This window comes from Comamonas testosteroni (assembly GCF_014076415.1).
Taxonomy (GTDB): domain Bacteria; phylum Pseudomonadota; class Gammaproteobacteria; order Burkholderiales; family Burkholderiaceae_C; genus Comamonas; species Comamonas testosteroni_F.
Genome location: NZ_CP043568.1, coordinates 3,383,833 through 3,397,458 on the forward strand (window position 1 = coordinate 3,383,833; position 13,626 = coordinate 3,397,458).

Annotated in this window: 14 protein-coding genes and 2 pseudogenes; 13 read left to right on the forward strand and 3 right to left on the reverse strand. The window is 50.3% G+C overall.

The annotated features are described in order from the left end of the window. Positions 1–43 precede the first annotated feature (43 nt). A complete protein-coding gene (locus F0P97_RS15520; protein ID WP_034400525.1) occupies positions 44–541 on the forward strand; it encodes an HAD domain-containing protein in 498 nt (165 codons plus the stop codon). A gap of 87 nt (positions 542–628) precedes the next feature. Here F0P97_RS15520 and F0P97_RS27690 read toward each other — a convergent pair. Continuing rightward, positions 629–1,157 (reverse strand): annotated as a pseudogene (locus F0P97_RS27690) (transposase); the annotation flags it as partial. 70 nt (positions 1,158–1,227) lie between these two features. Further along, positions 1,228–1,572, reverse strand: coding sequence for a helix-turn-helix transcriptional regulator (locus tag F0P97_RS15525; RefSeq protein WP_322518407.1), 345 nt, complete (start codon positions 1,570–1,572; stop codon positions 1,228–1,230). A 157-nt stretch (positions 1,573–1,729) separates the two neighbouring features. Here F0P97_RS15525 and F0P97_RS15530 point away from each other — a divergent pair, with 157 nt between their 5' ends. The 7 genes and pseudogenes from F0P97_RS15530 to F0P97_RS15560 form a co-directional block, all read left to right on the forward strand. Next, on the forward strand, positions 1,730–1,975 hold the full coding sequence (locus F0P97_RS15530) for a hypothetical protein (RefSeq protein ID WP_172671685.1): 246 nt from the start codon (positions 1,730–1,732) through the stop codon (positions 1,973–1,975). Next, positions 1,899–2,219 carry a hypothetical protein gene (locus F0P97_RS15535; RefSeq protein WP_003054379.1) on the forward strand — a complete coding sequence of 107 codons (321 nt, stop codon included), beginning with the start codon at positions 1,899–1,901 and terminating at the stop codon, positions 2,217–2,219. The genes F0P97_RS15530 and F0P97_RS15535 overlap by 77 nt, the downstream gene beginning before the upstream one ends. Before the next feature lie 63 nt (positions 2,220–2,282). Continuing rightward, positions 2,283–3,326: a hypothetical protein gene (locus F0P97_RS15540; RefSeq protein ID WP_182283022.1), complete on the forward strand. Its 1,044-nt coding sequence runs from the start codon at positions 2,283–2,285 to the stop codon at positions 3,324–3,326. Between the two features lie 144 nt (positions 3,327–3,470). Continuing rightward, a complete protein-coding gene (locus F0P97_RS15545; protein ID WP_182283023.1) occupies positions 3,471–4,076 on the forward strand; it encodes a hypothetical protein in 606 nt (201 codons plus the stop codon). Between the two features lie 44 nt (positions 4,077–4,120). Continuing rightward, positions 4,121–4,492 carry a hypothetical protein gene (locus F0P97_RS15550; RefSeq protein WP_003054372.1) on the forward strand — a complete coding sequence of 124 codons (372 nt, stop codon included), beginning with the start codon at positions 4,121–4,123 and terminating at the stop codon, positions 4,490–4,492. A gap of 96 nt (positions 4,493–4,588) precedes the next feature. Continuing rightward, complete coding sequence (locus F0P97_RS15555) at positions 4,589–4,921, forward strand: helix-turn-helix domain-containing protein (RefSeq protein ID WP_034400519.1); 333 nt, start codon at positions 4,589–4,591, stop codon at positions 4,919–4,921. A gap of 501 nt (positions 4,922–5,422) precedes the next feature. Then, a pseudogene (locus tag F0P97_RS15560) lies at positions 5,423–5,822 on the forward strand (transposase); the annotation flags it as partial. A 62-nt stretch (positions 5,823–5,884) separates the two neighbouring features. Here F0P97_RS15560 and F0P97_RS15565 read toward each other — a convergent pair. Further along, the gene (locus F0P97_RS15565) at positions 5,885–6,220 is read right to left on the reverse strand and encodes an H-NS histone family protein (RefSeq protein WP_003054368.1); all 336 of its coding nucleotides are present in this window, start codon (positions 6,218–6,220) and stop codon (positions 5,885–5,887) included. Between the two features lie 293 nt (positions 6,221–6,513). On the opposite strand from F0P97_RS15565, the gene F0P97_RS15570 reads away from it, so the two are divergent. The 5 genes from F0P97_RS15570 (at position 6,514) to F0P97_RS15590 (ending at position 13,574) form a co-directional block, all read left to right on the forward strand. Next, the gene (locus tag F0P97_RS15570; protein ID WP_003054366.1) at positions 6,514–7,215 is read left to right on the forward strand and encodes a hypothetical protein; all 702 of its coding nucleotides are present in this window, start codon (positions 6,514–6,516) and stop codon (positions 7,213–7,215) included. 23 nt (positions 7,216–7,238) lie between these two features. After that, positions 7,239–7,493 (forward strand): hypothetical protein, encoded by a 255-nt coding sequence (locus F0P97_RS15575; protein ID WP_150106955.1) that lies wholly within the window; start codon positions 7,239–7,241, stop codon positions 7,491–7,493. An 80-nt stretch (positions 7,494–7,573) separates the two neighbouring features. Beyond that, on the forward strand, positions 7,574–8,011 hold the full coding sequence (locus tag F0P97_RS15580) for a hypothetical protein (RefSeq protein WP_003054362.1): 438 nt from the start codon (positions 7,574–7,576) through the stop codon (positions 8,009–8,011). Positions 8,012–8,615: 604 nt separating this feature from the next. Further along, entirely contained in the window at positions 8,616–11,114 is a 2,499-nt protein-coding gene (locus F0P97_RS15585; protein ID WP_003054360.1) for a DUF3854 domain-containing protein, read from the forward strand. Between the two features lie 159 nt (positions 11,115–11,273). Next, positions 11,274–13,574 carry a DNA polymerase gene (locus tag F0P97_RS15590; protein WP_003054358.1) on the forward strand — a complete coding sequence of 767 codons (2,301 nt, stop codon included), beginning with the start codon at positions 11,274–11,276 and terminating at the stop codon, positions 13,572–13,574. Positions 13,575–13,626: the final 52 nt, after the last annotated feature.

Here is a 13,626-nt window from a genome sequence, read left to right on the forward strand (position 1 = left end):
CCAAGAGCCTGACGAACGCGGCTGAAATATCGATTGAACGGCATTGAAAGCGATTCTTTATCTTGACTATGACGGCGTCCTGCACCCGGAGCCCGTCTACCGTTCCCCTCGAGGCGGAATGCACTTTAGTGTTGACCAAGCTGGACATAGCTTGTTCGAAAACTCAGGCATCCTAGTTGAAGCACTCGCGCCGTACCCTGAAGTCGCCATCGTTCTGTCTACTTCTTGGGTACGTGTATTAAGCTATTCCCAGGCGAAGGCCTACCTTCCCGACGCTCTGCGCTCACGAGTGATTGGTGCAACCTTTCACAGCGCCATGAACAAGTTTGAGTTCGATGCCATGACCCGAGGCGCACAAGTGTTGGCCGACGCCACACGCCGTGAAGTGACTGGCTGGGTTGCGCTGGATGATGACGACGAAGGATGGATTGGCCCAGCCTCTAAGCATCTTGTGCTGACCAACGGGCACAAAGGACTCTCTGAGCCGGAGACTGTTGCCGAGCTCTCGGATAAGTTGAGAGAGCAATGCAAGCCACGATAGCTGCCTATTCAGAAATCATGTGCGGTCAGCATGCTGCCCAGACAGGCCCTGCTGCATAAGACCATCTGGGAACGAACCCTCAAACCCTCAGGTACAGCTATGCCACGGCCCCCTTGGGCGGTTTCCCAGTTTTGTGAATCGGTTGAGGGTGGATGCACGGATATTGAGGCCGCTCACACGAGCCTGGCCATCACTTTCTCAGAAACAATTTATCCCCGTCTCCACGAGTGCCCTCAGCGGTAGCCGCTCCAGTGTTTCCAGATAGCACGGTCAAGCTGCTAGCACGCCTTGACAGCCTCGTTGCGATGCGCATGCGCGAATGCTGCCCTTTCCTCTGCCGTGCAACCTTGAGGAAGGGATGATGGTGATGGCTCCTCGCCTATGACAGGCCTCGTGCACATATTGCGTTTTGTACGCTGCATCGCCCGTGAAGCTGGCAACCGTTTCATGGCTCGGCTTTTGGGCGAGTAGCTCGGCAGCTACTGGTGAATCGCCCACTACGTGGTGGTCACGGGCTCGAATCTGCAAAGTATCAGCATCACAGCCCAGATGCACTTTTGCGCCATTGACGGCGCCGCTCAGCACCGCGCTTCTTGGTTTTCCACGCACCGTCACCAGAAACTGAATGCCTGCGCGTGTTGATTTCTGGTGCTCACGGTCAGGAGCAGACTGCTCTGAAGTACCTATCAGGGCTTGGATTTGCTTTTACGTTCGGCTAAAGCAGCAGGAGTCGGACCATCTAGTGCTTCAAAAAACTCCGACGGCTGCAGATTCAAGGTCGCAATGATCTTGAGGATGTTGATCAAGGCCAAATTGTGCTCACCTCTTTCTATCCCCCCGATGTAGCTGCGATCAATGCCGCATGCATCGCCAAATGCCTCCTGTGAGTAGCCACACGCTTTTCTTCTAGCTCTTACGGCCTCTCCAAAACGCACGAGTTCTGGGACCTTGTTCTTCAGTGATTCTTTCGCTCTAACCATCTCTTGATGGTGTTGCTCTGCGTGAAAAGAATCCACGGGATTTAGTTTCACGGTATATGATTACCAAAAACACATTCCAAAACACCTCAAGAGCAACCGGGAGAAGACATGCCGAACGTCAGTCAAAGAGCATTGAGATCAACAACGGTTGGCCTTGATCTGCCCTCTTCCAAGCAACTGACAAGAGTGCCGCTCTCTGCACGCTGTGGTGATCGCCATCCACGAACAAAGGCGATCTCAGCTGCAGCTTGAGCAGTCCTATTTCGCTTCTCTGCAAAGCGAATTTTTTTCATGGTTTGAATCTCTGCGCACCGGCAATAGCTTTGCCGGTTTCTCAAGCTGCGCCTTGTTGGCGCTTATTTTTCAGGAAGTACGTGATGAAGCCTTTGCATGCTCTGACAGCTCTCGTTTTGACCGCCAGCTCGATTACCGCTATCGCAGCAACAGCCTCTGAAGTTGCATCCGTCGCCTCGACGAATTCCAGCCCGAACCCCGGCCAACATATTCAGTGCGCCGCCCCAGCCGAGCCCGCACAGCTGGATGAACTACTGTCACTGACAGACGGGCGGCTGGCCTTCAAGGTTTCAACGTTCTCCCAAGCTTATGCAGGGATAGCGGATATCACCGATCCCAAACATTCCATGGAAAAGCAGGTTCTGGCGCTACAAGGACAGAAGTATTTCTGCCTGCAGGACTGAAACATCGGAAATACAAGCAATACACGCCTTGATTTGAATTCGTGGCCTCTTCAGAACTCCCCCATGGATGATCACACCCAAACCATGAATGTTCAGCGCATGACGGCACTCAATGCCGTCATGCTGACCGGATGCACACTGGTCGGAATCTTTTCCAATATCTTCGGGCACCTGTTCGCCAGCAAAGCCAGCGTTCTGATCGCCTTGCTGGCCTGGTTGATTGCCATCGGATTGGCTCTCTATTTTTCCGGCAGAGCGGCTCTTGGCAAGCAAGCCACCAGTATGTTTGGCAGCGTGCGCCAAGGAATCAGAACTGCCCGCCATGACAAGGTGTTCTCGATCATCTTGTTCGTGCTGAGCGTAGGAGCTATCTACTCTGCATACAGCGCAAATAAAGCAGTCAACCTGCAGCAGCTTCATGACGTGGGTCTGCAAACCAAAGAGGACACCAGCCGCATCATTCAGAAACTGGAGCAAGCAGTGCCTCCTGTCGAAGCCTTGGCCAAGCTGGCCTATTCCATGTCCCAAGCCGATATTTGTCGGACTATCTCAGATGGCAACAGGAAAGCCATGGCAATCGTGACCCAAATTTCCGACACACCCATCAAGCTCAGTAAGGCAGAAGGTGAAGGCCAGTATTCGTTCTGCTTAGAAGAGCTGCTGATCTCCGGCAATGCGCATGCAGCCATGTTGAACAAGAGCGAAGGTCTTGTGTTTGATGGCAAGGATTTGAGCCGGCTCTATGCCGCTGAAGGCGTAGGTCCCGAATCGCCAGGCAAGATCGATATCAACGTCATTGCCAAGCAGGCAGGGGCAGCAGGCAACAGCGCTCAGCTCCTGGAAGTACATGCCACGCCCATGATGTTTGCGGTATGGGGGGCTAATTCAGCCGCTGTCAAAGCCCTGATCTCCCAAAGTGCAGATGTCAATGCTGCCTCAAGACTGATGACGGTGACCAAATCAAACGCCAGCCCCATGCCTGCGCTGTACGACATTTTGATCACTCCACTGGCTGAGGCCAAGCGTCTGCAGCTCACCGACATCACGGATGCACTGACCCAGGCGGGCGCCCAAGCGTCCAGTCAAGCCAGGCCCAAAACGCTGTAAACGCAGCCATGCCTGGGCGCCTTGGTACGCAAGCCCAGGCACATCGATTCTTCCCGAGCACCTTATTCAGACGGGTCTAAGGATGCCTCCTGCCCGCAGGCATCCCCTCAAGCCCATCGCATGTGAAATAAACAGAGAGGAAATATGGAAACCATTGAGTTCAGAGGCAAGCATATTGATTTTCAGCACTTCCGCGGCACCGTGATTGATCAACGCAAGCATGAAACAGTGACGGTCAGCAGTGAAGTCGATCCAATGCGTGGCGTCAACGTAGGTGGATCGTATCTCCCAGGTGAAAAGATCACGTCGGAAGTAAATTCTCATCACGATATTTGGATGATGCTGGATTCTGGAATAGAAAAATCCATCTCTCTCACAAATATTGATCTCAAACTGCGCACGGGTCAAAGTGCTACGTTTATCACAGCGACCAACCGTGAAACACAGAAAACCGTCAACTGCGGCGTTTTCAATCACAACGCTGATGAATATACAAGAATACGATATCCGGCAAGAATTAATGATGACCTCAAGGTTCATCATGTCAGATTTTTGGGAATCATACTGACCATCGTCATTTGGCTGGCTACTTTAATCATTACATCCAGCATTTGGATCGCAGCGATTGTTACTTTGATATATATATTCACTCTCTGTATTCCGAAAATACAGAGAGTTCGGAGACTCAACAAGCAGATCGAGGAAACTCTTGACACCTACATCTCCAACGTCCGTGCTCTGAAAGCGTAGATTACTTCTTAAACATCCATCCATTAGAATCAAAAAAACATCTCATGAAAACTCTACTGATCGCATTTGCGTATTTAGCCTCTGCAAACGTCGCATTGGCAGCCAATCCAGCGCACTACAGAATTCCGACCAGCCTGCCAAAAGACAAAGCGATGACCGCTAAAGGCATGAGTGAAACTGAGTTTGAAGATTTTAAATGCGCTAATAAAAATGATGGGCCCGTTATCATTACGCACAAGACCACGGATCAAAAAGGTATCGTGAAATACACTTTTTTAGCGCCAAAGAATTTCAACCCGATTGAAAAAGGCGAGTTCAAGGCCGGCAAACCTTCCAAAACCTCAAAGTCACAGAAGTTTGTTGATGAATACTCAGGGGAAATTCCCGGATTCATTTGTGCTCAGCCCGATCAATGAACGCCAGCGCAACAACTATCTCAGACAGTTCACAATCTATCAAATTTCATAGGTTAGTTTGAAATTACCAAGGTAACCTACAAATTTTCATAGCTTATGCAGCTCTTCAAAACGCCCGATGAACTTGAGATAGCGCTGGGTGAACAGCTTCGAGCCGAGCGCCTTCGTCAAAATCTGACCATGCACGATATCGCTCTCAGAGCCGGAATTTCAGAGCAAACAATTCGTTCATTAGAGAGCGGCTCTGGCGGACGATTGAACTCGTTCATTCGAGTGATAAAAGCCCTGGGTAAAGAAGAGTGGCTAGGAACATTTCGCCCGGCGGTGCGCATCAGCCCTATGGATATTGCCAAACGTGCGGGCAAGCAGCGCCTGCGAGCCACACGCAGTTTGATTGGTCACCCCTTCTCAAAGAAGGACCATTCATAGAAAGCCGGTTATCCTGCATGCTGTGCGCGCACATTTCAGTACGTTGGCTCCCACAACAGTAGTTGCACTAATCAACCCGATGCTCGCTCTGACGACACCTGAGTGCCGGAAGCCGAGACGGAAACAAGCACAACGCAGCTGTGTTTCAAGTTCAATCTTCATGCTTCAAGCCACCACAACAGAGCCTGTCACACAACGCACCTATTTCGGCCTTCAAGTCATAGATGGAAGATATGTTTTGCAATCTAAGATTGCCCAACTTCCGTTTTTTGATTTCTGGCGACAGTCATCCAGAGGCAGTACCTGTTTAGGGACACCGAACGGGGATGTATTGGTTTTTCTGTACGACTGGGAGGCCTTTGCCCGCCTATTCATCGAGACAGGAAGGCATCGCTATCAAAAACTAAGCTCTGAGACCTTCCAGTATTTGACTGATCGACGCCCCCCGAATTTGAGTAGCGTCTGACTCTGGAGTCCAATCCCGAAGACAGGAGATTGGACGTGAAAAAGAGATTTACAGAAGAACAGATCATTGGCTTCCTGCGAGAAGCGGAGTCTGGGCTGCCAGTGACAGAGCTGTGCCGTCGGCACGGTTTCTCTGAGTCCAGCTACTACCTCTGGCGTAACAAGTTCGGCGGCATGAGCGCCTCAGACGCAAAAACGGCTCAGGGAGCTAGAGCTTGAAAACGCCCGTCTCAAGCGGCAGCTGGCCGAGTTCATGTTGGAGAACGAGGTGACGAAAAAAGCGTTGAGGAAAGGTGGCGAGCGCACCTGCACGGCGCGAGCTGGTGCGCCCCATGATGGGCTGTGGACTCAGCGAACGCCGCTCACTGCTCGTCATCCGCAGAGCGCCAGCGCTTACCGTTACAAGCCCGTTGGAAACCGAAATGGAGCACTCCGTGCTCCGCACATAGAAAAAAGTGACCTCTTGGGTCGCTTGCCTTTCATTGGCTAGGGCTTCGCTTACTGCACTGGAAACGGGTTGGACTCATCGCGCGGGCCGCTGAAGTCATACCTTGGAGTGGTATCGATTTCGAACTGAGTACGGTCTTTGTCAGTGATCCAGCTTGGAGGCTTGCCTCGGCCGCTCCATGACTTGCCCGTGCTGGGGTCGTAGTATTTGGCGGGGGCTTTTTTGGGCATCGTTGGTAGCGGGAAAACCTCCTGAAGAGTAAATCCAAAAGTCTCAACCAGGCTTCGGATCTGGGTCAGCGCTGCTGTTCTTTCTGTGGAAAGGGCCTCAGCAATGCGCCGATCCAGCTCTGCTTTTTTAGCCAGAAGTTCGCTGTAGGTTGTCATGGGTAGATCCGTTGTCGTCGACGCAATCTCGATGCGAGAGCATCTAATGTGAACGAGGTTGAGTAGAACCGCTTTCGCAGGTGCTTCTTAGATTGTACTGACGATCTCTAATCCACCAGTCTGGAAAGTTCGTAGTGGTGAGCCGCTAAGTACATCATTACGATGGTTGTGTTAGTACGACATCAGCATGTATCACGATTTTTGATTTCAACAAAATCCAGCTGTTGTGCTTGCACCAACTGCAAGCAGATAGTGGATTTTGAAAAAAATCTTAAAGCGTAAACACTCTCTGCATGACACACAACATTAGCATCAAAAACTACAGCCATCCCGATGAGTACCGCCCATCGGAGTTCATTATTGATGGTGTGCTGCATGCCATTAAAGCAGCTGAAGTGCACGGACTGCGCGTACGGGTTACTCACGCACAGTCATTGACTGATGGCGCGACGAACAATCATGGAACGTTTTACAAACGCACTGATGTCCAGCTGAGCGCAAGCACATTAAATCGCATAGAGCGAATTTTGTATGTCTGTGCTGCAAAATTGGCATTTTGTATGTTGTATAGCCAATTACGAAACGGTGCGAGCGCGAACACGGCGGCTGTGCCTCGACACATTACAGACAGAGCGATTCGGATGAATTTCAATCATCTCGACATAGCGACAGCAAATTCTGTCGCTATGCGTATATACACAGCTATTGCGATCGAACGCTTCAGAGTGAAAGATGAAGCCCTGGCTATTTTTGGTGAAGATTTACTATACGTAAAAATAAATCCAGCATCCGTAAATATAAAAGAAGTACGCTTTGAACTGACAGACGTGCTTGTAAAGCGACTAGAAGAAGAATCAGGCCTTCTAGAGAAAGTGATGCAGCTCAGAAATTTCCCAGAACGAAACTGCATCATTTCTAAAATGAAAGCGCTAGAGCCGGCAATCCAGGCCAAGCGCCAAGCATGCAACACACTGAAAGATATTTTAGGGACCTGACAATGCCATTCAACTTCCAGATCATGAACATCGAAGATGATGCAAGGGTCGCACGCGTAAAGTTCACTTACGAAGAGTCTGGGTATGTCTTCGAGCACTGTGCTGACGTGCTTTTTGTCGTCAACGGAATTGCAGTTCGTGTACTGTGCGTCGAGTTCGACATCTTCGATAACGACAGCATCATGGAGCTTTTCGATCGCGCACCTGGGCAGTCCAGAGTCCAGTTACAGGAGCAACTTGGCATGCTTATCACTTCACGACAAGGAGTTTTGCATTGAAGAAAATTAGCGTACGCGCCCACCTTGCAAGGCAGGCGAAGTAGTTGTGCAACAAATATTTTTGGTGAATGAGAGCTTGTATGGCTAGCTTAGAAACGGCACGGCGTACCGTACTTGCGCTGTACCCCAAAGATCATTTCGAGGATGAAGCGGCTCTCGATCTCGAAGTCAAAATCGTGCGCGCAAGACTGACTATTCGCGAAGTTTTTGCACCACTTTTGGATAACCCGGATCCTCTTTTAAATCTCGAATTCGAAACTTCCGTGTGCAGCACCGATGATTTTGAATGGACATCGTACTTTGATGATTGGGGCTGCGCAATAATGCTGCGACGTTTGCAAAACGCTAAGCTTCGGAGTGACATCATCGACGTTGAATACGATACGCCCAGTAGTACACTAATGCTTTTGAAAAATGAGCTGTCGATGGTCAGAGACGGCGCACACTACGCTCGCGCAATAGCAGCAGAAGAAGCGAACAAGGATGTGCTGCAGGAAGTTCTAAAGTTCCATCAATAAACCCAGTTCAGCAAGGGGATACCGTTCCTTGGAACCTATCCTCCATCGTTGCCGTCCAAGCACAAGCATTCAAGCCGTACCTTTGATAGCAGGTGCCAGCGTCTTGGCGAGCAATATTAGTTGAAGCTCACGCATTTACGCTTTTCGTAAAAACAAAAACAGGACCGTAAATTTCACAAAGCTGTGATTTCTGGCTTAGATGCTTGGTTTTCACCTTTAAGGATTCATATTTACGGTTTTACACATATCTTTCCTCGTCATGTAAGAGAAATATTTAATTAATAGACTTCTAGTATTTTATTCAAAGAGGTTGGGCCAACGTAAAACCGTAAGAATCCAAGAAATATTGGCTGTACCGGCTAAATTTAACCTTGATAGACTTATTTACGATCTCTGGTGGAACCGTAATACCGAAAATTTTCACGCACAACGCATCTCTACCCTTTCGAGTATTTCGACTCCGTTTGGATGTCTGCAAAAAATTAGGTTTAAAAATCCACTGTTTTCGCACAAGCAGAAAAATTGTGTTCAAAATAGTCACATAGATCGATTAACGCTGCTGCACACAGACATCGATCATTACTGCATTAAACGGAGTACAACCATGCTGACTAATGAACATGCCAAGTCGCTGGCAGATAGAGCCATTGACACTAAAGCCGCTAACCAAAATCAACTCGAAACAGTCGCAGCGGCATCAGCCGCGTCTGCGTTGGGTATGACGGGTGGAGTGTACGGTGATGCTATCCGCATTCCTTATATGAATATTGATGGGTCCCCGTATATGAATGAAGATGGGACTCAGCATGTTCGGTTCAGGGTATTTGACACTCGAACAGACGCAGAACTGATTGGAAAAAAGCGCCAGCGTTACATCGGACGCACAGGAGCCGGTGCAATACCCTACATCCCCCATGGGGCCGCTGAGCTGAGTGCTCTTGGAGCAGAGTTCATCGTCATCACTGAAGGTGAATTCAAAGCGATCTCAGCAACGTCCATTGGAGTGCCAACTATCGCCATCCCAGGCGTCACGATGTGGTCCGATGGATCTGGCTCACTCGGAGCTGACAGCACTATCGCAAATGAAATCATTGAGACGATTCATAGTATGTGCGCCACGGGCGTGATTGTTTTGGCTGATAGTGATGCGAGCGAAAACGTACTGGTATCAAATGCAATGAACGCCTTTACGGGTGCTCTCAAATGCAGCATCGCCATTCCCGTAATGTATGCACATGTACCCGCAAAAACCACGCGAGATGGCCGCAGAAAGCTCTCAGAAAAACAAGGTCTCGATGACTGGATCGTCAATGCGGGCGCGGAGAGCGTACGCGGTATGCTACGCCACCTTTGGAATTCAGAATTGCGCCGCATCCAAGCGAGGAGTGGCGGCGGGTACGATGCTCTTGGATACAAAGATGAGTCAAATTTTGTGTGGTCTAGAGCTAAAAGTAGAGTTTTCTCTCTGACCGCCAACGCGATTACATCGGCCTCGTCATTGATGAATATCGTAGGTGGCTATAAATATTGTGAAGCGGAATACGGGGAGGTGAACCCGAAAAATGGCGCCATCACAGTCAACTTCACTCGCATGGGGGGTGATCTTGTTGAGAGGTGCTGGAATGCCGGCGTGTTCAATCCCGACTCATTGTGCGGCTCCGGTGTCTGGATGAATGCGAACGGCGGTATCTCCATCAATAGTGCTGAACATTTTTGGAACGCCGACGGCACTTCAGCAGACCGCATCCAGAACGAGGACGATCGCATTTATCAGGCGTCAATACCTCTAGGTATCACACCTGAATCTGAGGTTGGCACGACTGAAGATGCACAGTTTATTTTCGATGGCATGGGCACATGGAATTTTCGCAGCCTGTCAGACAGGACGCTGATGTATGGCTGGCTCATGCTCAGCTACCTTGCCGCAGCGGCTCCGTGGCGCCCACATGCATCTCTTACAGCGCCTCCCGGCTCCGGAAAATCTACTCTGCAACTCGCCTTCAAAAACCTGCTAGGTAAAGCGTGCTGTTACCTTGAGGGCGCCCAGAGCTCCGCTGCAGGCATCATGCAGGGGTTGAATCAGGATGCGATCGCCGTGATCGTGGGCGAATCCGAGTCCAACACTGAAAAGGCTGCGGAGAAAGTTAAGGATCTCCTGACTTTCTTACGTAGTTGCTCAGACGGAACTGTAGGCATCAAAGGGACAGCCACGCACAACGCAAAAAGGTTTTTGCTGCGCTCAATGGGCATGGTTGCCGGTGTCACCTCACCCTCGATGACAGCCGCTGATGAGTCTCGTTTTCTTTGCATAGAAATCAACCCTCGTCATGACAGTGACGCGGAGGTGCATTTGCTGGCAAGCAAGGAGCCTCTGGATCAACGAGAAGTTCAAAGACTTGGTCGCAGGATGTTCATGCGAATGATTAACTCTTGGCCACGACTCGTCGCAGCAGAGAAGGAACTGCGAAAGTCTATGCGTGGATCTAGTCGCTTCCTCGATACTTTTACTCCACTGATCGCTGCCTCTTGGGTCGCAATGAATGACGGTTCATTGAGCGAGCAAGCGGCAGCAGATCTGCTTAAATCCATCGAACTGGATGACCAGCGCGATCGTATTGATGATGCGATGTCGAGCAACGACATTATCGATACTCTCATGACCTCACATATCTATGCTGAAGGGGCTGCATACACCGTCGCGACGGTAGTTGAAGAGGCTCGGAATGAGGCACAGACGGGCCGTCTGGGTAAATATCAGAATGCGCTTGGCTTGTATGGCATGCGCGTTTTCATTCCCATCGTTAACAGAAATGGGAAATTCGTAAAACTGTCCAGCAATCCGATGCTGTACATTCATCCCGCCTCAGCACTGAAATTGATCAACAACAATTTCGATAATGAAAGCACGTTCAAAAAACAGCTCAAGAAGAGCCCTTATATTGCAACCACAAGAACGCCACAATCAATCGGCGGGGTTACGCGACGGGTGCTTGAATTGAATATCAAGAGTAACGCCGCAAAACGTAGGCCCGTGACCTCGCTCGCGGCAAACGATCGCGAATACAACAGATATTCAAGCGTTGCGGCCATTTCATCGAAATGAACCACATGCATCAACGCCAGCAAGATAAAATCTTGCTTGGCGATTTCACCATTCAAATGTGCCGAAAAAACAAAACCCCGGCAACTGCATATTACCGGGGTTAAACAGTGCTGATCCACTGCGGAGTAAATAACCTAGTTAAATACAAATCATCTTTGTATGATTCGGTTAATTATATTACCTCCTGCCAATATCTGCAAAATTTTTTCTAAAAATGAAATGAGAAAAGATCAGATTAATGCCAACGAAATGTCAAGTGTCGATATCGAACGCATCAGGCGTCAACGAGACAATATTACGTCATCGAAAAACGCTTCTCCACTGCGAATAATATCGGCAACGAAAGATGTTATCGATATCGAAGAACGTCGCAGACGAATACTTTTCGCGAGCGAGAAGGATTTCGTTTTTGAAAACACAGGATTCCTTGTCGCATACACAGATGAGATGCGAAAAAAAATCAGTGAAGCAGATTTTTTGAGCTTGTCTTTCAGGGCTACGGCAGAAGCACCTAGCGCACGAACGCTGGCTGTTGGAAAGAGCACGGAGATCGGCCCTGGATGCAATTGGGATCGTTATAGAAAGCTCGCTAATGCTGCTGGATACATACCAGGCGTGATCAGCACTACCAGAATGAGGGCATGGGTTGTTGGGCTGCCAGGCGGTGATGTGATGGTGTGGGATCTTGATGTGCTAGACGCATCAGCCGTCACCTCATTGATATCAGACAGCATCAATTCCAAAAACCTTTATTGCTACAACGCAGCTGAGCTCCTCACATGGGCTATGAGTACTGCAAGGGCCGCAAACATGGCGCCAGCAGCGGTCTACGACCCTCTCTGGCATGTCAGGTACGTAGATCCGGATCGGATCTACGACATTTCAAGGCGCGCGGTCATCGAACAAGCCGCCGCAGCGCTTGTGAAAGCGCATAAAAAGTCATCCCCACCCACATCGCTGGAAGCCATCATGCATGGGGCTGGCATGAATGCTCGCGCAGTTAAAGCTGCCCACGACAGAGCATGGTCCGTCGCGCCGCTAAGCACATGGCACTACAGAAATGCAGTGTTGGGCCATGCGGATCCACACAGAGTCATGATGAACCGTGGCTGGGAAGTTTGCGCGACGAACCTGCCGACACAGTTGGTACAGATCAGCTGCAATGGGATGCCAGTTGATATTGACCGCCTGGAATCGATTAGATGTGATGCGGCGGCGGTAGTTGCCAAGGCTGCAAGTACTGTAGTTGAGCACATCCCGTCGTTGTACGAAATCCAGGCACGTCTATCCGCTATGTCCGGAGGAGCTACTGATGAGATCCGCTTAGCAGTCGGAGAGTACGCCAGATCAACGGGTGTTGAGCTTGATGCCAGTGACAATGGCCTTCCATCCATCAGCCTAAAGTCACTATCAAACAAGGGGGCTATAGCGCTACCCGGCATCGCCGCATGGCGTGACCTGTGTGATGCAAGACGTACCTTGGCGTCATGTGATGATTTGATTGCATCAGTGTCACCGAATGGACGGCTCCACCCCCTATTCGGATACGACACCGTAACAGGCCGGCTAACAGCAAAACGGCCCGCTTCTATGGCGATGGATCAGCGCCTCAGGAGTGCTGTGACGGCTCCTGAAGGGTCTGTGATCATTAGTGCCGATTACAGTCAAATCGAACTGCGCATCGCCGCATGTTTCGCAGAAAAAATGCGGGCAGGCACTGGACTCCCTGGAATGCTGGCAACTGCCTTCAGGACTGGCGTTGACCCCCATCTCACCACAGCATTGCAGTCTGTCCGGCAGCGTGGAGATATCGATTTCACCGGCAATGCCGCTGCGTACATTGCTGGACTATGCGACGAGGAACGCTGTGAACTGAAGTCCAGACTCTTCGTTGAACGAGACACTGCCAAAGCTCAGAATTTCGGACTGCTCTACGGTATGAAAGATTCATCGTTCTGGGAATACGGGCGGCTAGCTTATGGGCTCACATGGACATTTGAAGAGGCACAAGCGGCAAGGGATGCGTGGTTCAAGATGTACCCGGAAATTGCTCTGTTACACGACTCGTACCAGAGCACGTTCAGCGCAGCGGCAAAGGAAACACTGTTTCTGAAAGCGCATGACGGTGTCTTTCAGACCACCACCTCTCGGGTTGTCAGCGGTGCCACATTGAGCGGCAGGAAGGTTACTGCAACCTCTCCTTTTCTGCTACTGAGCTACGCGTGTCAAGGCACAGGCGCAGACATCATCATTAGCGCCATTGCATCGATGGATCACGGCACCAGGCGGCACCTCGTGAATGTGGTTCACGATGAGCTTGTCCTGTGTGTACCAGAGTCATGTTCGCAACGAGAGGCCGCAGAGGTTCGAAGAGCGATGCTCAGCGCTGAAGATGCTGTTTTTGCACAGTACAACATCCCTGCTTCTGTCGACATCACAGTGGGCAACTCCTGGTCCTGAGCTGATAGCAGCTGATACCGTAAAGTACCACCCGACACTCATAAAAGGTACT